Source organism: Pseudonocardia charpentierae (assembly GCF_031845345.1).
GTDB classification, from domain to species: Bacteria; Actinomycetota; Actinomycetes; order Mycobacteriales; family Pseudonocardiaceae; genus Pseudonocardia; species Pseudonocardia charpentierae.
The window spans coordinates 278,590-299,840 of record NZ_JAVREJ010000004.1 but is presented as its reverse complement, the minus strand read 5'-3'; the positions used below and the strand labels follow the sequence as shown (position 1 = coordinate 299,840).

Sequence of the window (21,251 nt, the reverse complement as noted above, 5' to 3'; positions counted from 1 at the left end):
CCTTCCGGCCCGGACCGTCCGACGACGCCGATCGGCAGGGCTCATGACAGTGGACTCCACGGTGTGAAGGTCCTTCTCCTCGCGGTGTCCGCGCAGCCACCGGCCGGCACGGTGCCGGTCGGATCCGCTTCACATGTGGGAGATCAGGTATGCCGCAGGGCACCGTCAAGTGGTTCAACGCCGAGAAGGGCTTCGGCTTCATCGCGACTGACGACAACGGCCCGGACGTCTTCGTCCACTACTCGGCCATTCAGAGCGACGGGTTCCGCACCCTCGAGGAGAACCAGCGCGTCGCCTTCGAGGCGAGCCAGGGCGCGAAGGGACCGCAGGCCGACACGGTCCGGCCCATCTGACGTCTGACCGACGACTGCAACCGGCCATCGGCCGGAACTGGTGCCGGCGACCCTCCACGGGTCGCCGGCACCGGCGTTTTCCGGCCCCGTGCGTCCGTCGGCCGGGGGAACAGTGCTCCCCGGGCGACCACCGGTCGCACCTCCGGGCCGTCGGCGGCGTTCGTCGACGTCCATCCTGCCGCCCGCCCGTCGATCTGTGGTCGCGGACCGGTCGCCCTGCCGTTCGTCGGTCCTCCGATCGGGTCGTGACCGGCACGTGACGCAGAGCACCCGCTCATCTCGTCGTCACGTACGGTCATCGCTACCCACTCCCCGTTCCGTAGCGGGACGTGCATCCTCGACGTTGAGAGGAACGAAACGCGCAACCGTCATGGGGGCGCGGGTGAGGAGTCGGTGATGTTGCGCTGGGACAGCTACCGGACCGTCTACGGTGCCGAGCTGCGTGCAGCTGCCCGGGAGTACACGGACCACGGTTGGCCGGTCGTGGAGGCCGTCCCCGCGGGGCTGCTGCTGGCCACGGGCACGTCGCTCGACGTCCTGGAGGTGCCCGCCGCCGTCGGTCGGCTCGTCTGCGCGCAGCTGCGGGCTGCCGGGATGGCCGTGCCGGTCGCCGCGACGCCCACGGGCCGCTGGTGGTTCCCGGTGACGACGGGCGGCGCGCTTCCCGCCGCGCTGGCCGATCGCGCCGACGTCGTCCTGCGCACGGCGGGCGCCGTCGTCCTCGCCCCGCCGTCGGAGACCCCTGACGGATGGGTCCACTGGCGGGTCGCCCCCGCGCTCTCCGGCTACCGTCCGTCACCGGTCGGTCCGATCGTCGCGGCGGTGGTCGCCGCAACAGCAGAGGTGCACGAGCACGACCGCCTCCCCGCAGCGGTCGCCGCTCGCACGTAGCCCGGCTCGTTCCCGGTGCCGCGGACCGTCGGTCCGCGCCGGGAGCCACCGGATGCGCCAATCGGTGCGGCGCCCGAGGGGGCACTTCTCCCTCGCCGCGCAGCCGCACCCACCTTCTCGGCCGGGGCCGGTTGTCAGAGGACACCGGCCCCGGCCAGAGCCAGCTCCCCGCGCGACGCGGCACTATGGATTCGTGCAGACATCACCGGCGTCCGCTCCATCCGCGGGCACCTCGCCCCCAATCCCTCCGGGACCGCGGTCGCGACGCGTCGCCGTCGAGGTCGGGCTGGGCGTGGGCGGACCCGCCGACAAGGCACGCGACCTGCGGCGGATGAAGATGCTGGCCACCGGGCTCCTGCTGGGCGCGACGGTGGTGTTCCTGCTCGCCCGCTGGGGCGAGGCCGTCGGGGCGCCCGGCTGGGTGGGCTACATCCGCGCCATGGCGGAGGCCGCGATGGTCGGCGCACTGGCCGACTGGTTCGCCGTCACCGCCCTCTTCCGGCACCCGTTGGGTCTGCCGATCCCGCACACCGCGATCATCCCCCGCAAGAAGGACCAGATCGGCGACAGCCTCGGCGACTTCGTGGGCGAGAACTTCCTGGCCGAAGACGTGGTGCGCGACAAGCTCGGGCGCATCGAGGTCGCGCGGCGCGTGGGTGAGTGGATCGGCCAGGTGCCCAACGCCGATCGCGTCACCGCCGAGCTCGCGACCGCCGCGAAGGGCGTCGTCACCGTGCTGCGCGACGAGGACGTGCAGGAGGTCATCGACCAGGTCCTCGTCCGCAAGTTGCTCGAACGCCCGGCCGGGCCGCCGCTGGGCGCGGTGCTGGAGGGGATCCTGGCCGACGGCGCGCACCACCGGCTCGTCGACCTCGTCTGCGACAAGGCCTACGACTGGGTGACCGCGAACCACACGACCGTGCTGCGGATCGTCGAGAAGCGAGCGCCCACCTGGTCGCCCCGCTTCGTCGACGGGATCATCGCGGACCGGGTGTTCCTCGAGGTGCAGACGTTCGCCTGGGGGGTGAAGACCGACCCGGAGCATCCGTTGCGCAAGGCGATCGACACGTTCCTGGTCGAGTTCGCCGGCGACCTGCAGCGCGACCGCGACACGATCGAGCGGGTCGAGCGGATCAAGTTCCAGGTCGTCGAGCACCCCGAGGTCCAGCGGTTCATCGGTCAGGCGTGGACGACGGTCAAGAACCTCGTCCTCGACGCCGCGGCGGACCCCTCGTCGGCGCTGCGGCTGCGGGTGCGCGACGGGTTGCTGGCGCTCGGCAGGCGGCTGAGTTCGGACGCCGAGCTGCGCGGCAAGATCGACGGCTGGCTGGTGGGCGCGGCGGGCTACGTCGTGCGGCACTACCGCCGGGAGATCACCACCCTGATCACGGACACGGTCTCGCGGTGGGACGCCGAGGAGACCTCGCGCAAGGTGGAGCTCCAGGTGGGTCGCGACCTGCAGTTCATCCGGATCAACGGCACGGTGGTGGGCGCGCTGGCGGGGTTGGTGATCTACACGGTCTCGCAGTTAGCGTTCGGCGCGGTGTAGCCATCCCGCCTGCAAGCAGGGCGCTTGCAGGAGCTAGCACTCAGGCGTAACGTCGGTTGCGTGGGGACGGCAGACGACCGGGACATGCCGGGCGAGCGGGCAGGTGGTCCGGTCGGCGGCGCCGTCGGGCAGGCCGTCGACGACATCGGCGCCTACATCCGCACCCAGCGGGAGCACGCGAAGGTCTCGCTGCGCCAGCTCGCGCGCACGGCGGGGGTGAGCAACCCGTACCTGAGCCAGATCGAGCGCGGGCTGCGCACGCCGTCCGCGGAGATCCTGCAGCAGATCGCCCGTGCGTTGCGGATCTCCGCCGAGGCCCTCTACGTGCGGGCCGGGATCCTCGAGCAACGCCCGGCGGGCGCCGTCACGGACGCCGTCCTCGCCGACCCCCACCTCACCGAGCGGCAGAGACACGTGCTGCTCGAGGTCTACCAGTCCTTCCGCCGGGAGAACACCGGCGCCGACGATCCGGAGTGATCCACATGGCCTTCTCCGCACCCGAACCCGGCGACGCGCCCACCGTCACGGACACGGCGAACGGGGCTTCCGCCGAACACCGCCCGACACCGCTGCTCGCGGCGCTCGGCGCAGGCGACGCCGCCGTGGCTGCCGTCGCCAAGGCGTTCTCCGACGCGTTCGCCGCCGCCACGAACCGGCGCGAGACCGTGCAGCACCGCGCCGCCGAACTGCCCACCGAGCTCGAGGGCCTGCGTGCCCGCTTCTCCGGCGACGAGCTCCGCCGCGCACTGGAGACCTACCGGACGCAGGTCGAGCGCGCGTACGCACAGTTCGCCGGCCGCGGCGAGGAGACCTTGGGCAAGCTGCGCGAGCAGCCGCAGGTCCGCCAGGCGATCGCCCGTGTCGACGAGGCGCAGGAGGCGGCGAGCCGGGCGCTGGCGGCCGCGAGCCGGCAGGCCGGGGTCACCGGCGACAAGGTCGCCAAGGCGGGGCAGCGCTTCTCCGGGCGCGCCGCCGACGCGGTCGTGGACGCCAGCGCGGCCACGGCGGACGTCGTCGAGGACGCGGGCACCGCGACGGCCGAGGTCATCGAGGACGCCGGCGGCGAGGCCGCATCGGCCACGCGGAAGACCACGGGTACGGCCAAGGCTGCCGGTCGCACGACGGGGCCCAAGCGGACCACCGGCCACCCGTCGTCGGAGTGAGTGGCGACGGCTCGCCGCGCGGCGGGGGATGACGGCGGTCGGGCCAGGGACGTAGTCTTGGCGGGTGGACGTGTTCTACATCCTGGACCGGCTGGTGCTGTGCGCCATCGGTGTGGTGGCCGCGGCCGTCTCCGGCTACGCCTTCGTCCACGCGCTGCGGCAGCGGGGGGAGGCGTTCCAGGCGGTCGGCCGCCTGACGAAGAACGCCTGGCTCGGCATCACCGGCGCCTCGGCGCTGTTCCTGCTGCTCATCCCGCTGTTCGGGCTGCTGGCGAACCCCACGTTCTCCGGGCTCGTGCTGTCGTTCCAGGGTCCGCGCAGCAGCATGACCCTGTTTTGGCTGGCCGGCGTGGTCGCGACGCTCGTCTACCTGGTCGACGTGCGCCCGGCGGTCGTCGGGGTGCAGCGGGGGGACCAGCGCTGGTAGCCATATTTCCCGAGCGGGCTGCCTGGTCCGTACTCGGGACCCTGCGTCCCGAGCCGGCTCCGGAGCGCCCCGACCTGCTCGCGGCCCCGGTCGCGGCCGCGCTCAAGGCCCTCGACCCGGCGGACGCCGCCAGGGTCGGCGTCGCGGAGATCGATCCTGCGCTCGCCGACACCGCCGCCTTCTGCGCCGAGTACGGCTCCGCGATGGACGGCGCCGCGAACTGCGTCGTCGTCGCGGGCCGCCGCGGCGAGGCCGTGCGCTACGCCGCCTGTCTGGTGCTGGCGACCACCCGGGCGGACGTCAACGGTGTCGTGCGGCGGCGGCTGGACGCGCGCAAGGCGTCGTTCGCCCCGATGGACGACGCGGTGGCCCTGACGGGCATGGAGTACGGCGGGATCACTCCGCTCGGCCTGCCCGACGGCTGGCTGCTGCTGGTCGACGCCGCGGTGGCGGACGCGCCGGCCGTCGTGGTCGGGAGCGGGCTGCGGGCGTCGAAACTGGCGTTGCCCGGAGCGCTACTGGCGGCGCTGCCCGGGGCCGAGGTCGTCGAGGGACTGGCCCGTCCGGCCTGATCCCGTTCGCTGTGAGCTGAGCGGGTGCGACTCAACTTCGCGGAATGACTTCAACGCTGTAAGCGTTCGGCAGGTTATGACAGAGACGCTGAAGCTGCCGGTGCTTCCGCTCACCGACTCGGTGCTGCTGCCCGGCATGGTGGTTCCCGTCCGGCTCGACGAGCCGGAGATCCAAGCGGCTGTCGACGCCGCATCCAGCGTCGACCGCAAGATCCTCGTCGTTCCCCGTCTCGACGGCCGCTACGCCGCCGTCGGCACCGTCGCCGTCCTCGAGCAGGTCGGCAGGCTCCCGAGTGGCGAGAAGGCCGCCGTCGTCCGCGGCGAGGTCCGGGCCCGGATCGGGTCCGGCGTGACCGGGCCGGGTGCGGCCCTGTGGGTGGAGGCCGAGAAGGTCACCGACCCCGCGCCGACCGGGCGTGTGCTCGAGCTGGCGAAGGAGTACAAGGCGCTCGTCGTGTCGATCCTGCAGCAGCGGAACGCGTGGCAGGTGATCGACTCCGTCGAGCAGACGACCGACCCGGGCGCGCTGGCCGACCTCGCCGGCTGGGCGTCCTACTTCGACGACGTGCAGAAGGCGCAGCTGCTCGCCGAGACCGACGTGCAGCGCAGGCTCGAGCAGCTGCTCGAGTGGACGAAGGAGCACGTCGCCGAGCAGGAGATCAGCGAGAAGATCGGCAAGGACGTCCGCGAGGGCATGGAGAAGCAGCAGCGGGAGTTCCTGCTGCGCCAGCAGCTCGCGGCCATCCGCAAGGAGCTGGGTGAAGGCGAGCCGGAGGGCACGGACGACTACCGCGCCCGCGTCGAGGCCGCCGACCTGCCCGAGCACGTGTTGAAGGCCGCCCTCAAGGAGGTCGACAAGCTCGAGCGCAGCTCGGACCAGAACCCGGAGGCGGGCTGGATCCGCACCTGGCTCGACACGGTCCTCGACATCCCGTGGAACGTCCGCACCGACGACAACGACGACCTCGTCGCCGCCCGCTCGGTGCTCGACGCGGACCACGCGGGGCTGGACGACGTCAAGGAGCGGCTGATCGAGTTCCTGGCCGTCCGGGCCCGGCGCAACCGCCGCGGCCTGGCGACGGTCGGCGGCCGCGGGTCCGGCGCGGTGATGGCCCTGGTCGGGCCGCCCGGCGTCGGCAAGACGTCGCTGGGTGAGTCCGTGGCCCACGCGCTGGGCCGCAAGTTCGTCCGCGTCGCCCTCGGCGGCGTGCGCGACGAGGCCGAGATCCGCGGGCACCGGCGCACCTACGTCGGCGCGCTGCCCGGCCGGATCGTCCGCGCCATCCGCGAGGCCGGCTCGATGAACCCGGTCGTGCTGCTGGACGAGATCGACAAGGTCGGTTCGGACTTCCGCGGCGACCCCACCGCGGCGCTGCTCGAGGTGCTCGACCCGGCGCAGAACCACACGTTCCGCGACCACTATCTCGAGGTCGACCTCGACCTGAGCGACGTGCTGTTCCTCGCGACGGCCAACGTCGGCGAGGCCATCCCGGGGCCGCTGGCCGACCGCATGGAGTGGGTGGCGCTCGACGGCTACACCGAGGCGGAGAAGATCGCCATCGCGCGCGACCACCTGCTGCCCCGGCAGATCGAGAAGGCCGGCCTGGAGACCTCGGACGTCGAGTTCTCCGAGGTGGCCCTCGGTATGATCGCCGCTGAGTACACCCGCGAGGCGGGGGTGCGGCAGCTGGAGCGGGGCTTGGCGAAGGTCCTGCGCAAGGTGACCGTGGCGCTCGACTCGGGTACCGAGGCGCCGGTGCACATCGACGCCGACACACTGGTCAAGTTCCTGGGCCGGCCGAGGTTCACGCCGGAGTCGGCGGAGCGCACGGCGGTGCCGGGCGTGGCGACGGGACTGGCCGTGACCGGTGCCGGTGGTGACGTGCTCTTCATCGAGGCCACGGCCATGGACGGCGACCCGGGCCTGACCCTGACGGGGCAGCTGGGCGACGTCATGAAGGAGTCCGTCTCGATCGCGCTCTCGTACCTGCGGTCGAAGGGTCTCGCCGGCGACCTGGCGAGCAAGAAGCTGCACGTGCACGTCCCTGCGGGCGCGGTCCCGAAGGACGGGCCGAGCGCGGGCATCACGATGACGACGGCGCTCGCGTCGCTCGCGTCGGGACGCCCCGTGCGGTCGACGGTCGGCATGACCGGTGAGGTCACGCTGCAGGGCCGGGTCCTCCCGATCGGCGGGGTCAAGCAGAAGCTGCTGGCCGCGCACCGGGCGGGGCTGACGGATGTGATCATCCCGAAGCGCAACGAGCCCGACCTGGACGACCTGCCCGAGTCGGTGCGCCGCGAGCTGCGGGTGCACCCGGTGGCGGACGTCGCCGAGGTGCTGGAGCTGGCGCTGGAGCCGGCGTCGGTGGTGGCGCAGGCCGCCTGACCGCCTGCAGATGACGTAGCGAAAGCGGCGTTCGGTGCACTCAACGCACCGAACGCCGCTTTCGCTTCATCGGAGGCGTGCCCGACGGGTGCGGGTAGCTCCCGCCCTCGGGGGGTCTGGCACCACCGCCGATGCACCGGCGAGCACTCCCGATTCGGTCACGAGTGGCGGCCTAGCGTCGTCTGACCAGTTCGAGGGGGAGCTCATGACGCAGACCATCGCCAGGGACGTCACCACGCTGCGAGCGGCGGTGAACGGCGCGGTGCTGCTGCCGGGCGACGGGGGGTACGACGAGGCCCGGTCGGTGTGGAACGGCGACATCGACCGGCGGCCCGCCGTCATCGTGCGGTGCACCGGACCGGACGACGTCGCCGCCGCGCTGCGGTACGCCCAGGACTCCGGGCTCGAGGTCGCCGTACGCGGTGGCGGACACGGGTACTGGGGTGCCGCGGTACCCGAGGGCGGTGTGATGATCGACCTCAGCCCGATCCGCCACGTCGTCGTCGACCCGGAGGCCCGTCGTGCCCGGGTGGGGGGTGGCGCGACGCTCGGCGAGCTCGACGCCGCCACCCAGGAGCACGGGCTCGCCGTACCGGCGGGCACGGTCAGCCACACCGGCGTCGGCGGCCTGACGCTGGGCGGCGGCTGGGGCTGGTTCAGCCGAATGCACGGGTTCACGATCGACAATCTGGAGTCGGCGCAGGTCGTGCTGGCCGACGGCCGCTCTGTACGGGCGAGCGCGGACGAGCATCCCGATCTTTTCTGGGCGCTGCGCGGCGGAGGCGGCAACTTCGGCGTCGTCACCGAGTTCGAGTTCCGGCTGCACGAGCTGGGGCCGATCGTCCAGTTCGCGATGCTGGCCGTCGAGCAGGAACGGGCGGCCGACGCGTTGCGCGCCGCCCGCGACCTCGCCGCCGGCCTCGGCCGCACGGTCACGCCGGCGATCGTCTGCGCCGCGGCACCACCCGCCCCGTTCGTTCCCGTCGAGCACCACTTCGCGCCGGTGGTCACGCTGATCCTCGTCGGTTTCGGCGACCCGGAGGAGCACGCGGCCGCCGTCGCGGCGGCTCGCGACGTGCTGCAGCCGCTGTTCGACGTCGTGACTCCCATGCCGTATGTCGCCCTGCAGCAGATGCTCGACGAGGGGAACCCCTGGGGAACGCGCTCGTACACGAAGGGCCTCTACCTCGACGTGCTGCCGGACGCCGCGATCGACGCACTCGCCGAGCGGCTGTCTGCCCGCCGCTCGGGGCACACCGAGGTGCTGATCGCCCCGATGGGCGAGGCCATCGCCGACCTCCCTGACGACGCGACGGCGTTCGGCGGGAGCCGATCGCTGCGGTACGTGGTCGCGGTCGAGTGCAAGGCCGGCGACGCGGAGAGCTTCGTCCAGGGCCGCCGGTGGGTCCGTGACACGTGGCACGCCCTCCGGCCCGCCGCCGCGCACGACGGCGGGTACGTCAATCTGAACGCCGAGTTCGAGGGCGACAGCCTGCGCAACACCTACGGCGCCGCGAAGTTCGACAGGCTCCGGAAGATCAAGGCGCAGTACGACCCGACCAACGTCTTCCGGCACAACGCCAACATCCCGCCAGCCTGACCCGCCCCGCCTCGCGCGACCGGATGGAGCGAAAGCGGCTTTCGGTTCACTGAACGTACCGAACGCCGCTTTCGCTCCATACCGAGCGGCGAACGAACTAGCGGAAGACGACCGTCTTGTTGCCGTGCACCAGCACCCGGTCCTCGAGGTGCCAGCGCAGGCCGCGGGCCAGGACGAGGCGTTCGATGTCGCGGCCGCGCCGCACCATGTCGGCCACGGTGTCGCCGTGGTCCACCCGAATCACGTCCTGCTCCACGATCGGGCCCGCGTCCAGGTCCGCCGTCACGTAGTGGCACGTGGCGCCGATCAGCTTCACCCCGCGGGCGTGCGCCTGGTGGTAGGGCCGGGCGCCGACGAACGAGGGCAGGAAGCTGTGGTGGATGTTGAGCGCGCGGCCGGCCCAGCGCTCGCACAACCACGGCGGGAGGATCTGCATGAACCGGGCGAGCACCACGGCGTCCGGCTGGTACTTGTCGACCATCTGCCCCATCTCCGCGAAGGCAGCGGCCTTGCCGTCGGGGCCCGCGGGGAACGGCACGTGGTGGAACTCCACGCCGTGCGCCCGCACCACCCCTTCCAGAGCGTCGTGGTTGCCGATCACAGCCTCCAGCTTGACGGGCAGCTCGCCCGCCGCGACCCGGCCCAGCAGGTCGTGCAGGCAGTGCATCTCCTTGCTGACCAGCAGCACCGCCCGCTTCGGCACTCCCGTGTCGGTCACGGTCCACGTCGCCTGCCCGCCCAGCTCCGCAGCCACCTCGGCGAAGCGGCGCCGCAGCTCGTCCACCTCGAACGGCAGCGAGTCCGCACGCACCACCTGGCGCGTGAAGAACCAGCCGCTGTCGACGTCGGAGTGGTATCCGGCCTCGACGATCCAGCCCCCCGCCCCGGCGAGGAACCCGGCGATGCGGGCGACGATGCCCGTGGTGTCTGGACAGGTCAGGGTGATGACGTAACGGCGCTCGCTGGGCACCGTCCCATTCTCCCAGGACGCTAGTGGGACCCCAGCCAGCGGATCGTGAACGCGGTCTCGGCCTCGAGGAGCCTGCGCACCTGCTCGGCCACGATCTCCTCGATCTTGCCGCCGATCAGCGGGACCCGGACGTTCACGTCGGCGTGCACCTCGAAGAGGCTGCCGTCCGGCGCGTCGGCAAGCGTCATCGTCCCGGCTGCGGAGGCGGGCGCATTGCCGATCTTCACGTCGACGTCGCCCGCGTAGCTGCCCGCGGCGTTCCGGCGCAGCGTCTCGGTGCGCTCGATGGCCAGGTCGCCGTTCATCACCTTCCCGACGACCGGCGGCAGGTCGGACTCGGCGAGCCCCTGCTTGAGCCGGTAGCGGGCGCCCTCGGGGGTCGCCTCGTGCTCCAGAAGCTCCGAACCGGGCCCGCCCAGCTCGCGGAGCCTGGCCCGCAGGTACTCGGCGTCCGTCATGGCCGCGAAGACCTTCTCGGCCGGGAACGCCATGGTGGACCGGTAGTCGATCGAACGCGCCATGGCGGCAGGCTACTTTGGGAGCCGTGCCGTCACCCGTTCTGACCCGCGCACTCGCGCCGCACACCACGTTGAGGGTCGGGGGTCCGGCGGACCGGCTGGTCGAGGCCCGGTCCGCCGCAGAGATCGTCGAGGTGGTGCGCGCGGCGGATGCTGCAGGTGAGCCGCTGCTGCTGCTCGGGGGCGGCTCGAACGTCGTGATCGCGGACGAGGGCGTGCCCGGCGTCGCACTGCTGGTCCGCAGTTCCGGGCACACCGTCGAGCCACTGCCCGACGGTGGTGCGCTCGTCACCGTGGAGGCGGGGGAGGACTGGGACGCACTGGTCGCCGCCACCGTCGGAGCCGGGCTCGGCGGGTTGGAGTGCCTCTCCGGCATCCCGGGCAGTACCGGCGCCACCCCCGTGCAGAACGTGGGCGCCTACGGCGTCGAGATCGCGGACCTGCTCGTCGACGTCGACCTCTACGACCGGCGCACCGGCGAGGTCCGTCCGCACGTGCCGGCCGCCGAGCTCGGGCTCGGGTACCGCGCGAGCGTGCTCAAGCACCGCGACGACGCGGTGGTGCTGCGGGTGCGGTTCCGCCTCCGCCCGGACGGCACGAGCGCCCCGATCCGCTATCCCGAGCTGGCTCGGGTGCTGGGTGTCACACCGGGCGCGACCGTGCCCGCGCCCGCCGCCCGCGCCGCGGTGCTCGGTCTGCGCCGCGGCAAGGGGATGGTGCTCGACGCCGCGGACCACGACACCTGGAGCGTCGGCTCGTTCTTCACGAACCCGATCGTCCCCACGGCGGACGTCCCGGACGTCCCCGGCCTGCCCCGCTGGCCCGCCGATCACGACCGGGTGAAGCTCCCGGCGGCGTGGCTGATCGAGAATGCCGGCTTCGGCCGCGGGTATCCGGCGCCCGGCGGGCGGGTGGCGCTGTCCGGCAAGCACGTGCTCGCACTGAGCAACCGCGGTGGTGGAACGGCTGCCGACGTCCTCAGGCTCGCCGGGCAGGTGCGCGACGGCGTGCGGTCACGATTCGGAGTGAGCTTGGCCCCCGAACCCGTACTCGTTGGCTGCGCTCTGTAGTGGCCGCGTAGCCTGGCTCGGGGGTCCGCTTGCGCCGTCCGGGTGCTGTCTACACGAGGTGACTCTCGGGGGGAGTTGTCATGCAGAGGAGGACCGGGGTCATCCTCGCGGTCGTCGTGGTCGCTCTGCTTGCTGTCGGAATCGGCGCCGTCACGTTCGCCACCCGGTCGTCGACGCTGGTCGCCGCACCGCCACCGAAGCCCGCAGCAGCGTTCACCTACGACCCGGCCGCCGGGGCGACGGGCGTCAACCCGACTGCTCCCGTGTCGGTCCGCGTCGCGAACGGCACTCTGAACGACGTCGCTCTGCGTGACGCCCAGGGCAAGACCGTCGAGGGCACGCTGGCGGACGACCGGACGAGCTGGACCGCGTCGGGGCGCCTGACCTACGGGGTGCACTACACGTGGTCGGGCACCGCCACCGGCGAAGACGGCAACGCGGCGCCGCTGCAGGGCACCTTCGACACCGTCGCCCCCACACGGCAGCTGCGGGGCGTCCTGAACATCGGCGACGACCGCACGGTCGGCGTCGCCGCGCCGATCCAGATCCAGTTCGACGGACACGTCGACGACCGGGCGGCCGTCGAGCGCGCCCTGACCGTCGAGACCTCCACGCCGGTCGAGGGTGCCTGGGGTTGGCTGCCCGACGAGAACGGCGGCTCGCGCATCCACTACCGCACCAAGGAGTACTGGCCCGCGAACACCAAGGTGAAGGTCAGCGCCAAGCTCTTCGGCGTCGACTACGGGGGCGGCGTCTACGGCCGGACCGACATCTCGAGCAGCTTCACCATCGGGCGCTCGCAGATCGTCAAGGCGGACGCCAACAGCCACCGGCTGATCGTCATGCGCGGCGGGAAGCAGGTCGCGAACTATCCCGCCAGCTACGGCCTGGCCAGCGACCCTGACCGGAACACGCGCTCCGGTGTCCACGTGGTGAGCGAGAAGTTCACCGACAAGCGGATGGTCAGCGAGCAGTTCGACTACGACCTGGTCGAGAAGTGGGCCGTGCGGATGAGCAACAACGGCGAGTTCATCCACGCGAACCCGGACACGACGGGCGTCCAGGGGTCGAGCAACGTCACGCACGGCTGCATCAATCTCTCGACCGACAACGCCAAGGCCTACTACGACACCGCGATCTACGGCGACCCGGTGGAGGTCACCGGCACGCCGGTCAAGCTCTCGGCACGCGACGGCGACATCTGGGACTGGACGCTCTCCTGGGACCAGTGGACCGGGCTCTCGGCCCTGTAGCGGTCGGGCTTGCCCGGCGGCTCCTGCGGGTACGGGCCGGTCATGACCACGCCTGACGACGGTCCCCGTCCCGATCTCGACGAGCTGGCCGGGACGCGGGCCGAACCGCTGCCCGAGGAGGTCGCGGCCGGCGACGTCGGCGACCGGCGGGCGGAGGCCGAGGAGATCCTGCGCGACTCCGAGGAGCGCATCGCCGAGGCGGCCGAGGGGAACGCACCCGGCGACGCGGCGGACGAGCACCGGCCGTCCGACGAGGGCGTCTGAGCTCCGGACGGTCCGGCGCTAGGTGTCGCGGCGGTACGTCCGGGTCGCGGTGGCCTGGTCTCGGGCCTTGACCACGATCTGGTCGAGGTTGACGTGCGGTGGGCGGGTCGCGGCGAAAGCGATCACCTCCGCGACGTCGTCCGCGCTCAGGGGCGTCAGGCCGCGGTAGACCTTCGCCGCCTTCTCCGCGTCGCCGTCGAAGCGGACCAGGGAGAAGTCCGTCTCGACGAGGCCGGGCAGCACCTCGGTGAGCCGTACGGGCTGCCCGAGCAGCTCTCCGCGCAGGGTCCGGTGCAGCGCCGACTGGGCGTGCTTCGCGCCGCAGTAGCCCGCGCCGTTGTCGTAGACCTCGGTCGCGGCGACGGAGGTGACGGTGACGACGTGCCCGTCGCCGGAGGCGACCAGCGCCGGGAGCAGCGCCTTGGTCATGCGCAGCGTGCCGAGCACGTTCGTCTCGAACATCCAGCGCCACGCCTCGACGTCGGCCTCGGCGACCGGCTCGAGGCCGTGCGCCCCGCCCGCGTTGTTCACCAGAAGGCGGCAGTCGGGGACGGCGGCGGCGAAGGCGTCGACCGACTCCTGGTCGGTGACGTCGAGCCGGACGGCGATGCCGTCGATCTCCGCGGCGATGTGGGCGCAACGGTCCACCCGGCGCGCGCCCAGGACGACGGCGAAGCCGGCCGCCGCGAGAGCGCGGGCGGTGGTGGCACCGATGCCGGAGCTGGCTCCGGTGACGACGGCGACAGGACGGTCGGTCATCCGCCGAGCTTAGAGATCCACACCCTCCTGCGCCGTGCGGCTGCCCCGCCGCACGGCGGCGCGCTGCCAGGAGAAGATGCCGATGCCGAGCCCGCCGAGCACCATGCCGCAGACGCAGGTCACGAACCAGACATCGAAGGGCCGGCCCGCGACCAGATGAGCGACGAGAAGCGCCAGTGCGCCGAGCAGCCACAGCGCGGATCCGACGCCGACGACGGTGTGCACATCGGTGAACCGCGGAGGCAGTGGCGGCGGGGATTCGGGCACGGAACCAGGGTAACGGGCGAGGCTTGCGCCCTGAGGAGAAGTTAGGCTAACCTCATCTCGTCGCTTCGTGGTGGGAGCGGCGCGTCAGTTCGGGAACACGTCGGGCCCTGCCGATCGGCAGGGCCCGACGTGTTGACGGGGGAACTCCTCAGGCGGCGTAGATGCGCACCCAGTCGACCTCGAAGGTGCACGTCTCCGGCGTCGAGTCGTCGGGGGCCGGGATCCAGTCGTCCCCGTAGGGCCCGATGTCCTGCTGCATGGCGAAGTGCATCGGCCCCGGCGGGTTCGCGTCCTTGTCCTCGTTGCGGTAGACCTCGACGCCGTCCAGGTAGCCGGCGATGTGGTCGGGTGTCCACTCGACCGCGAAGATGTGCCACTGGGTGAAGTCGCCGGTCATCGTCTTGCTGTCCTGCTTGTTGTCTTCGCTCCAGTGCAACGTGAAGTGCGCCCTCGTCCGGTCGCCCTTCGGGATCTCCATGATGTCGATCTCACCGTCTTCGGGCCAGTCTTCGGAGTCCGGCCAGAGCAGCAGGACCGGTCCGTAGCCGGTGCCCTGCTGGGACCGGACCCGCGCCTCCCAGCGGCCGTACTTCTGCCCGTCGTCCCAGGCCATCCCGGCCGAGGTGTCGCCGCGGCTGGTGAGCTTCAACGTGCCGTCGGAGACGCTGAGGTTGTCCGGGTCGTGCTGCCCCACGTCGTCGGTGGTGCGGCCCTTGTAGGGCGACCAGATCTTCTCGTCGAGCTTGTCGCCGTCGAACTCGTCGTGCGCGCTCAGCGTCCAGCCGTTGCGGACTGCGGCCTCGGTGTCGAGCCGCTGCGAGGGGTCCAGCTCGGTGCCCGACTTCGACTGGTTGCTGCTCCCGGCGGACGACGTGCTGCCACCGCTGCCCGAGCTGCTCGTGCCGCCGCGCAGGGAGACGACCAGCACGGAGACGAGAGCGGCGATGGCGATGCAGGCCAGGACGAGGAGCGCGACCCGGCGACGGCGTGGTCTCCCGGGGGGACCTTCCGGGACGGCGGCGCGCTCGTGGAGATCGGACACCGGGACGACAGTAGGCCCAGTCGGCTGAACCGGCGCTGAGAGACTGGATCATCGGCCGCCGTCGTCGCTGCTCACGCCGTATTCGCGGACCCAGTCGACCTGCATCGTCGACTGCTTCACCGTGCCGCCTCTCGGGAACCAGTCGAGCTGGATGCACAGGTGCATCGGGCCGGGTGGTTGCACGGCTCGGTCCGTGGTGCCGTACCACTTCCGGCCGTCGAGGAAGGTCGTCACGGACGTGGGAGTCCACTCCACCGCCCAGTTGTGCCACCGGGTGGCGTCGACCTGCGCCTGCCCGTGTTCCTGCTCGTCGTCCGGTCCGTGGTGCAGGAAGACGTCGACCTTCTGCCGGGCGGGGTCGCCGATCTCCATGAAGTCGATCTCGCCGCCCTCGGGTCCGTTCTCGGCGTCGGGCCACAGGAGCAGCACCGCGTGGTATGACGGGTCGGCCGCCGAGGCCCGGACCCGCGCCTCCCACCGGCCGTAGCGGCGTCCGTGCCCCCACGACATGCCCGCGGTGGTGCCCGAGGAGTCGCCGGTGACCGTGAGGACGCCGTCGCGCACGGCGACCGCGTCGGGCGAGCGCCTGCCGTTGCCGCCGTGTCCCGGGCCGTCGTAGATGCTCCACTGCCCGGTGCCGGCGTCGAACTCGTCGGCGCGTACGGGCGTACCCCAGCCGAGCGTCGCGGCGGCCGTCGCGGTCGCCGGTGCAGGTTGCACGGTGGCGACCGCCGAGGCCGTCGCCGTGGTGCGGCTGGTGGCGGTGGCAGGGGCGGTGGCCGTCGTGCCCGGCCTGTTCCCGGCGTCGGTCCCCGCGCCCGTTCCTGCGCCCGTCCCCGGCGCGAGGACGACGACCACCACGGCCGCGCCGGTCGCGACGGCCCGCTTGACGATCTGTTCGAGCTGATCGATATCGATGGTCATGCCGTCCGCCCCGGGCGCATCAGTCGTCGCCCTCCCCGAGGTCGGGAGCGTCGGCGACGACCAGCCAGCGCCCGTCCGGTTGCCGGGCGAGCACCACGTACGCCGATGCGGGAACGGTGGAGGCGACGGCACCCGGCGGTCCGGTCGCCGTGGCGACCGTCGCCCGGTAGCCACGCCGCCGGTCGTCGTCCGCCACCGCGACGAGCTCGAGTGCCGTGACGGAGGCCGTACGGATCTGCCCGGGCGGTGGCGGGTCGAGCACCACCACGCCCACCGAGCCGGGCGGGCTCTCCGGCGCCGCGTAGGCCGCGGCCCGCAGGCGGGTACGGCCGTGGTCGTCCGGCGTCGCCGACCGTGCCCCGGCGAGGTAGGCACGGGCGACGGCCGTGGGGTCGGCGAGGTCGACGGCCGGGTCGGCAACCGGCGGGTCGGTACCGCGACGGACCGGCACGGCACCGAGCACCCGCCGGTCGGCGTCGTCGAGCACTGCCCCGAGCGGCGGGCCCAGTCCGCGGTCGTGGCCGCTCCGGACGAGGAACGCGGTGGCGACGAGCAGTACCACGACTGTCAGTGCGGCGGCGGCGATGATCGTAGGTCGGCGCACGGGTCACTCCCGGAAGCTGATGTGGACATGGTCGTAGTGGCCGCCGGTGGCGTCGCGCACGTCGTAGACACCGGCTCCGGAGTAGCGCCGGCCCCAGCCGTCCTGGTCGGCGACGCGCGGGTCCCAGTAGCGGCCCTGCCAGATGACGTACTTGACCTGCAACGGCTCCGCGTGCCCGCGGACCCAGCGCGCCACCCGCCAGCCCTCGGCGAGCTCGGCCCCGCCGGCGAAGCGGCCGGGCCTGGTCGCGAACAGGTCGCAGGCCCGGCCCTGCGGGTGGTCGCTCCTCGGGTTCCAGGCGTGCCGGTCCCAACAGCCTGCCGACCTGATGACCGGCCCGTCCTGCCACCCGTCGAAGGCCGCCGACACCTCGTCGAGCCCGTGCCGCGTTGCGCCGGTGACGCAACGGCCCCCGGTCGGATCGGGTAGGGAGCAGCCGGTCGCACCACCGGTCCAGGCGCGGGGATCGAGCAGCCCGGCAGGCGCGCCGGTACCCGGGCCCCGGGTTCTCGGTACCCCGGTGGTCGGTGTGGGTCTCGGGCTGCGGGACGAAGACGGCGTGGGCCGGCCCACCGACGGCCGTGCGCCGGCGGACGGCTGAGCACCGCTCGACGGCCGTGGAGACGGAACCTCGGCTGTGGTCTCCGGGCCGACGACGGCGTACCGGCGAACGAGCCCGTGGACGGCGTCCACGAAGCGGGCCACCAGGGCGGCGCAGCGCTCGTCGCATCCGGCCTCGCCCGCCTGCGGCACCCCGGAGGCGCTGCCGGCGACCCGGCTGCAGCCCGCGACGTGGCAGACGAGCATCGCGTCGAGCGCGGCGGTGGGCTTACCGGTGTCGCTCAGGTGGCCCGTGACGGCCCGCAACGTGCTGCACAACCAGGGCACCGCGATCCGCAGGTGGGCTCGGGGGTCGAGTACCGGGTCGCCGCGCTGCGGGGTCCGGGCCGACCACGGCGCACCGCCCGCCGCCATCCACGTGAGCTGGTCGAACTGCAGCAGGCCGCCGACGCCGTCGCCGGTCGCCGCCGGGTCCCAGCCGGACTCGGCCTCGACCTGGGCGACCACCCACAGCGGCGGGAGTTCCGGGCACTGCCGGGCGGTGAGGTCGGTGACCAGCGGCAGGTACCGGCGGGCGTCGGCCGGGATGCGGGCGGTGTCGACCCCGGACGACGGCGCCGTGACGTCGCCACCGGGAACCAGCCCGAGCGTCAACCCGAGCACCGCGAGGAGCGGGCCGCGCAGGACCTTCGGCACGTGCACGCTCACCCGACTCGCTCGGTCGTGATCCGCGCATGGGCGGGCGACACGGCGGTCGCCCGCGGGCCGTCCGGCGGCACGATCTGTACCCCGCGCAGTCGCGGTGCTCGTTCCGGCGCGATCGGATCCGGCACGCGCTGGGCGGGCGGTGGGGGTCCCGGCGGCGTGGCCAACGGGAATCGGGCCGAACGCGCCGGTCCCACGCCGTCCCGACGAACGGCGTGCTCGTCGGAATCCGTTCGGCGGGCATACCGCTCGTGGGGCCGCGCGTCGAGCCGGCCCGACGACGCCACCGCCTCGACGAGCTCCCGCAGCGCCGCGGTGTACGCCCGCAGCGGCCGGGGCAGCCGCTCGGCCGGGTCCGCCAGCAGCCGGGTGGTCTCGGCCAGCGGGTCCGCGAGCGTGCCCCATCGCCTCACGTGCGGTAGCAGCACGAGTGCGCCGGCGTCCGCCTCGAGGAGCTCCAGGCGCGCCCGCAGCGGTCCGCGGAGCATCCGGGCCCCGTCGAGGGTCACCGCCACCACGGGTACCGGCTCCGGACCGGCGTCGTCGAGGACGGCCGCGGCCCGCCGCAACGAGTCGAACGTTCCGCGGCAGACGAGGATGTCCGGCAACCGGCCGGCCATCCGACCGGCGTCGTGCGCCCGCAACGCCGCCGCCACGGTGGTGGTGCCGACCCCTCCGCCGACGCCCGCCACGACCGGGACCCGCATGCCCTTCACCAGGCACCGTCCGGTTCGGGCTCGTGATCCGCGACCCCCGGCCGCGACGGTGCCGGTGTGTCGAGGAGATCGGACCGCGGATCGTCGTCGGCCCCCTGTCTCTCGTCGGCCAGGGCCTCCTCGCCGGCGTCGACCACCAGCCGGCCGTCGTCGCGCACCACGGGCACGATCAGCCGGACCCAGTACGACGCGCAGCCCTGCCAGCCGGCCACGGCGGGCGCGGGCGCGGCGGCGGGCACGCCCGGCACGTCCGGCTCCGAGCCGGGCTCGTCGGCCGTGCGCTCGCCCACGACGCGGTAGGGCGTCACCCGTACCCGGACGTCCACCAGCACCCGGTCGTCGCCGTCCGGGCGGACCGCGCCGGGCAGCACGATCTCCGCCCGTTGCCGGCCCACTCCGGTCCAACCGAGCAGGGCCGGATCACCGGCGGCCGCGCCCAGGTGGTCGGCCAGTGCCCGCCCGCGCCGCCCCGCGTCGTCTTCGTCCCACGACAGGTAGTCGGCGGCGAAGGCCCCGGCGAGGGCCGCGGCCTCCTGTGCATCCGGCGGAGGCCCGCACGAGCCCTTCGGCGGCGCCGACCAGGAGGGCGGCAGCCCGGAAGGGATCGGGGGGAATCCGTACGGGTCGGTCGGCGGGTCCGGCAGGTCGCGTGGTGCGGAGCGGACGTCGAGGCCGACCGGCCGGGCATGCCGCGTGGCCGGCGCCGGATCGCTCGCCCATGCTCCGGGCGCCCAGTTGACGGAGCCGGTGTCGGCGAACGCGCCGACCGGCTCGGACTCCGGCGTGGGACCGAAGAGGCGGAAGGGTGACATGGCGATCACCAGTCGCGGTTGGTGTCGGGCACGGTGGTTCTCCGTCCGTGAGCGCGCAGCACCGACACCCGTGCCGGCGACACGGGTCCGGAGCGGTGCGGGATCGGCCGCGGAGATCGGGCTCCGGCGGCGTCTCCGACACTAGGAGCGGGTCGGTCGCACCGAGGCCGAACGGCAGAACCGTTTGCACCTGCGAACATCCGGCTGCGCGCGCACCGCCGGAGGGAGCGTCAGGACGGCAGGGGCCAGCTGTGCACGGGCTCGTTCGCGGCCGAGTGCTCCAGGTACTCCCCGAACATGCCGTGCAGCGCGGCGGTGCGGGTCGCGCCCCGGTTCTCCAGCGCCTCCACCGCGGCGACCTGCCACGCCGCGCCCGTCCGCCTGGTCAGGCACCGCTGCTCGACGACCGGCAGATACCGGTCGCACACCTCGGCCGCCACCCCCCAGCGGGCCAGACCCTCGGCGGCCATCGGGAGCAGCTTGCGCAGCACCAGCTCGTCGGGCTGGATCCAGCCGGTGCCCGGCCAGTACAGGGTGGCGTCCATGCCGTTGCGCGCCGCGCTGACGAAGTTCTCGTGGGCCGCGTCGAAGGACATGTAGCTCCAGAGCGGCCGCTCCGCCTCCACCATCACCCGCAGCAGTCCGTAGAAGAACAGCGCGTTCGCCACCATGTCGACCGCCGTCGGGCCGGCCGGCAACACCCGGTTCTCGAGGCGGACGTGCGGGAGCCCGTTGGCGATGTCGTACACCGGGCGGTTCCAGCGCCAGACCGTGCCGTTGTGCAGCTTCAGTTCGGACAGCTCGGGGATCCGGCCCGCCTTCAGCTCACCGATCGGGTCGACGTCGTCAGTACGGGGGATCAGGCCGGGGAAGTAGCGGCTGTTCTCGGCGAACAGGTCGAGCACCGACGAGATCCACCGCTCGCCGAACCACACCCGGGGCCGCACACCCTGGTTGCGCAGCTCCGGCGGACGGACGTCGCACGACTGCTCGAACAGCGGGATCCGGGTCTCCGCCCACAGCCGCGAACCCAGCAGGAACGGCGAGTTCGCGCCGACGGCGAGCTGCACGCCGGCGAGGCACTGCGCGGCGTTCCAGTAGGCGGGGAACACCTCCGGCGCCACCTGCAGGTGCAGCTGCATCGACGTGCACGCCGCCTCGGGGGCGATCGAGTCGAAGTCGGCCAGCAGGTGCTCGGGCGCGGACGCGAGCGGGTCGCCGCCGGTGATGTCGAGCCGGATGGGCTCACCCCGGTCGCTGAGCATCTGCTCGTTGAGCAGCAGGTATCGATCGTCGGGGGAGATCGCCTCCTCGACGAGGTGCCGGGCGGCGAGCGTCGGCAGGATCCCGATCACGGCCAGCTGGGCCCGGTGGTCCTGGGCCTTGGCGCGGGCCATCGCGAGCTCATCGAGAAGCTGCTGCTCGAAGTGGCGCCACTGCTCGCCCGGCAGCGGCCGCGGCGGCAGGTTGAGCTCGAGGTTCCACCGGCCCAGCTCCGTCTGGAACTCCGCCGAGCCGAGCGAGTCGAGCACCGCCTTCGCCACCAGCGCGGGCTCCAGGTCGTCGCCCACCAGGTTCAGCTCGACCTCGATGCCGGTCATCGGCTCGTCGCGGGCGAACGGATGGTCGCGCAGCATGGTGGTGAGCGCGTCGACACATCGCTGGACGTTCGAGCGGTACTGCTGCCGGTCGTGTCGACTGAACGTGGTCCGGTCGACCTCCTGGCCCATGCCCTTGCCGTTCCCTTCACCTCGCCGCCCGGCGGCCCACAACGGTTGCACACGGCCCAACCGACCGCGACCGCCGTACGGATGACGCGTCGTAACCCGCCTGACCTGCGGCGAT

The 21,251-nt window shown here is 72.8% G+C and carries 23 protein-coding genes; 12 read left to right on the top strand and 11 right to left on the bottom strand.

Annotated features, from left to right (window positions below; translation table 11 throughout):
* Positions 1 to 149 precede the first annotated feature (149 nt).
* The 9 genes from RM445_RS09040 to RM445_RS09000 all read left to right on the top strand — a co-directional run bounded on the left by RM445_RS09040 (position 150) and on the right by RM445_RS09000 (position 8,941).
* Positions 150 to 353, top strand: coding sequence for a cold-shock protein (locus RM445_RS09040; RefSeq protein ID WP_311555679.1), 204 nt, complete (start codon positions 150 to 152; stop codon positions 351 to 353).
* A 396-nt stretch (positions 354 to 749) separates the two neighbouring features.
* The gene (locus RM445_RS09035; protein ID WP_311555678.1) at positions 750 to 1,244 is read left to right on the top strand and encodes a bifunctional DNA primase/polymerase; all 495 of its coding nucleotides are present in this window, start codon (positions 750 to 752) and stop codon (positions 1,242 to 1,244) included.
* Between the two features lie 292 nt (positions 1,245 to 1,536).
* Complete coding sequence (locus RM445_RS09030; RefSeq protein ID WP_397469257.1) at positions 1,537 to 2,793, top strand: DUF445 domain-containing protein; 1,257 nt, start codon at positions 1,537 to 1,539, stop codon at positions 2,791 to 2,793.
* 84 nt (positions 2,794 to 2,877) lie between these two features.
* A complete protein-coding gene (locus RM445_RS09025) occupies positions 2,878 to 3,270 on the top strand; it encodes a helix-turn-helix domain-containing protein (protein WP_311555760.1) in 393 nt (130 codons plus the stop codon).
* Positions 3,271 to 3,275: 5 nt separating this feature from the next.
* A complete protein-coding gene (locus RM445_RS09020; RefSeq protein ID WP_311555677.1) occupies positions 3,276 to 3,956 on the top strand; it encodes a hypothetical protein in 681 nt (226 codons plus the stop codon).
* 64 nt (positions 3,957 to 4,020) lie between these two features.
* Positions 4,021 to 4,383 carry a DUF2516 family protein gene (locus RM445_RS09015; protein ID WP_311555676.1) on the top strand — a complete coding sequence of 121 codons (363 nt, stop codon included), beginning with the start codon at positions 4,021 to 4,023 and terminating at the stop codon, positions 4,381 to 4,383.
* 2 nt (positions 4,384 to 4,385) lie between these two features.
* On the top strand, positions 4,386 to 4,955 hold the full coding sequence (locus RM445_RS09010; RefSeq protein WP_311555759.1) for a YbaK/EbsC family protein: 570 nt from the start codon (positions 4,386 to 4,388) through the stop codon (positions 4,953 to 4,955).
* 76 nt (positions 4,956 to 5,031) lie between these two features.
* Positions 5,032 to 7,341 carry an endopeptidase La gene (gene lon, locus RM445_RS09005; RefSeq protein WP_311555675.1) on the top strand — a complete coding sequence of 770 codons (2,310 nt, stop codon included), beginning with the start codon at positions 5,032 to 5,034 and terminating at the stop codon, positions 7,339 to 7,341.
* A gap of 205 nt (positions 7,342 to 7,546) precedes the next feature.
* On the top strand, positions 7,547 to 8,941 hold the full coding sequence (locus RM445_RS09000) for an FAD-binding oxidoreductase (protein WP_311555674.1): 1,395 nt from the start codon (positions 7,547 to 7,549) through the stop codon (positions 8,939 to 8,941).
* A 97-nt stretch (positions 8,942 to 9,038) separates the two neighbouring features.
* Here the strand turns inward: RM445_RS09000 and purU are convergent, their stop codons facing one another.
* Positions 9,039 to 9,911, bottom strand: coding sequence for a formyltetrahydrofolate deformylase (gene purU / locus RM445_RS08995; protein WP_311555673.1), 873 nt, complete (start codon positions 9,909 to 9,911; stop codon positions 9,039 to 9,041).
* 20 nt (positions 9,912 to 9,931) lie between these two features.
* Positions 9,932 to 10,432 (bottom strand): DUF2505 domain-containing protein, encoded by a 501-nt coding sequence (locus RM445_RS08990; protein WP_311555672.1) that lies wholly within the window; start codon positions 10,430 to 10,432, stop codon positions 9,932 to 9,934.
* Positions 10,433 to 10,446: 14 nt separating this feature from the next.
* Here RM445_RS08990 and RM445_RS08985 point away from each other — a divergent pair, with 14 nt between their 5' ends.
* The 3 genes from RM445_RS08985 (at position 10,447) to RM445_RS08975 (ending at position 13,016) form a co-directional block, all read left to right on the top strand.
* Positions 10,447 to 11,499: a UDP-N-acetylmuramate dehydrogenase gene (locus RM445_RS08985; RefSeq protein ID WP_311555671.1), complete on the top strand. Its 1,053-nt coding sequence runs from the start codon at positions 10,447 to 10,449 to the stop codon at positions 11,497 to 11,499.
* 80 nt (positions 11,500 to 11,579) lie between these two features.
* Complete coding sequence (locus RM445_RS08980; protein ID WP_311555670.1) at positions 11,580 to 12,752, top strand: L,D-transpeptidase; 1,173 nt, start codon at positions 11,580 to 11,582, stop codon at positions 12,750 to 12,752.
* A gap of 42 nt (positions 12,753 to 12,794) precedes the next feature.
* A complete protein-coding gene (locus RM445_RS08975) occupies positions 12,795 to 13,016 on the top strand; it encodes a hypothetical protein (RefSeq protein ID WP_311555669.1) in 222 nt (73 codons plus the stop codon).
* Between the two features lie 18 nt (positions 13,017 to 13,034).
* On the opposite strand, the gene RM445_RS08970 is transcribed toward RM445_RS08975, so the two are convergent.
* The 9 genes from RM445_RS08970 to RM445_RS08930 all read right to left on the bottom strand — a co-directional run bounded on the left by RM445_RS08970 (position 13,035) and on the right by RM445_RS08930 (position 21,136).
* Complete coding sequence (locus RM445_RS08970) at positions 13,035 to 13,775, bottom strand: SDR family NAD(P)-dependent oxidoreductase (protein WP_311555668.1); 741 nt, start codon at positions 13,773 to 13,775, stop codon at positions 13,035 to 13,037.
* A gap of 9 nt (positions 13,776 to 13,784) precedes the next feature.
* On the bottom strand, positions 13,785 to 14,042 hold the full coding sequence (locus tag RM445_RS08965) for a DUF2530 domain-containing protein (RefSeq protein WP_311555667.1): 258 nt from the start codon (positions 14,040 to 14,042) through the stop codon (positions 13,785 to 13,787).
* A 148-nt stretch (positions 14,043 to 14,190) separates the two neighbouring features.
* A complete protein-coding gene (locus tag RM445_RS08960) occupies positions 14,191 to 15,084 on the bottom strand; it encodes a glycoside hydrolase family 16 protein (protein WP_311555666.1) in 894 nt (297 codons plus the stop codon).
* 48 nt (positions 15,085 to 15,132) lie between these two features.
* The gene (locus RM445_RS08955) at positions 15,133 to 16,008 is read right to left on the bottom strand and encodes a glycoside hydrolase family 16 protein (RefSeq protein WP_311555665.1); all 876 of its coding nucleotides are present in this window, start codon (positions 16,006 to 16,008) and stop codon (positions 15,133 to 15,135) included.
* A 19-nt stretch (positions 16,009 to 16,027) separates the two neighbouring features.
* On the bottom strand, positions 16,028 to 16,612 hold the full coding sequence (locus tag RM445_RS08950) for a hypothetical protein (protein ID WP_311555664.1): 585 nt from the start codon (positions 16,610 to 16,612) through the stop codon (positions 16,028 to 16,030).
* Positions 16,613 to 16,615: 3 nt separating this feature from the next.
* Positions 16,616 to 17,881, bottom strand: a complete 1,266-nt coding sequence (locus tag RM445_RS08945) for a hypothetical protein (protein ID WP_311555663.1) — start codon at positions 17,879 to 17,881, stop codon at positions 16,616 to 16,618.
* Positions 17,878 to 18,594, bottom strand: a complete 717-nt coding sequence (locus RM445_RS08940; RefSeq protein ID WP_311555662.1) for a hypothetical protein — start codon at positions 18,592 to 18,594, stop codon at positions 17,878 to 17,880. The genes RM445_RS08945 and RM445_RS08940 overlap by 4 nt, the downstream gene beginning before the upstream one ends.
* Complete coding sequence (locus RM445_RS08935; RefSeq protein ID WP_311555661.1) at positions 18,591 to 19,406, bottom strand: hypothetical protein; 816 nt, start codon at positions 19,404 to 19,406, stop codon at positions 18,591 to 18,593. Before RM445_RS08935 ends, RM445_RS08940 begins: the two co-directional genes overlap by 4 nt.
* A gap of 230 nt (positions 19,407 to 19,636) precedes the next feature.
* Positions 19,637 to 21,136, bottom strand: coding sequence for a glutamate--cysteine ligase (locus RM445_RS08930; RefSeq protein WP_311555660.1), 1,500 nt, complete (start codon positions 21,134 to 21,136; stop codon positions 19,637 to 19,639).
* Between the last annotated feature and the right edge of the window lie 115 nt (positions 21,137 to 21,251).

What these genes read in the sequence shown, in the direction of transcription:
- RM445_RS09025 (WP_311555760.1), top strand. Translation starts at nt 2,878, where the DNA reads ATGCCGGGCGAGCGGGCAGGTGGTCCGGTCGGCGGCGCCGTCGGGCAG.
- RM445_RS09035 (WP_311555678.1), top strand. Translation starts at nt 750, where the DNA reads ATGTTGCGCTGGGACAGCTACCGGACCGTCTACGGTGCCGAGCTGCGT.
- RM445_RS09020 (WP_311555677.1), top strand. Translation starts at nt 3,276, where the DNA reads ATGGCCTTCTCCGCACCCGAACCCGGCGACGCGCCCACCGTCACGGAC.
- RM445_RS08980 (WP_311555670.1), top strand. Translation starts at nt 11,580, where the DNA reads ATGCAGAGGAGGACCGGGGTCATCCTCGCGGTCGTCGTGGTCGCTCTG.
- RM445_RS08975 (WP_311555669.1), top strand. Translation starts at nt 12,795, where the DNA reads ATGACCACGCCTGACGACGGTCCCCGTCCCGATCTCGACGAGCTGGCC.
- RM445_RS08930 (WP_311555660.1), bottom strand. Translation starts at nt 21,136, where the DNA reads ATGGGCCAGGAGGTCGACCGGACCACGTTCAGTCGACACGACCGGCAG.
- RM445_RS08955 (WP_311555665.1), bottom strand. Translation starts at nt 16,008, where the DNA reads ATGACCATCGATATCGATCAGCTCGAACAGATCGTCAAGCGGGCCGTC.
- lon (WP_311555675.1), top strand. Translation starts at nt 5,032, where the DNA reads ATGACAGAGACGCTGAAGCTGCCGGTGCTTCCGCTCACCGACTCGGTG.
- RM445_RS09040 (WP_311555679.1), top strand. Translation starts at nt 150, where the DNA reads ATGCCGCAGGGCACCGTCAAGTGGTTCAACGCCGAGAAGGGCTTCGGC.
- RM445_RS08935 (WP_311555661.1), bottom strand. Translation starts at nt 19,406, where the DNA reads ATGTCACCCTTCCGCCTCTTCGGTCCCACGCCGGAGTCCGAGCCGGTC.
- RM445_RS08990 (WP_311555672.1), bottom strand. Translation starts at nt 10,432, where the DNA reads ATGGCGCGTTCGATCGACTACCGGTCCACCATGGCGTTCCCGGCCGAG.
- RM445_RS09000 (WP_311555674.1), top strand. Translation starts at nt 7,547, where the DNA reads ATGACGCAGACCATCGCCAGGGACGTCACCACGCTGCGAGCGGCGGTG.
- RM445_RS08970 (WP_311555668.1), bottom strand. Translation starts at nt 13,775, where the DNA reads ATGACCGACCGTCCTGTCGCCGTCGTCACCGGAGCCAGCTCCGGCATC.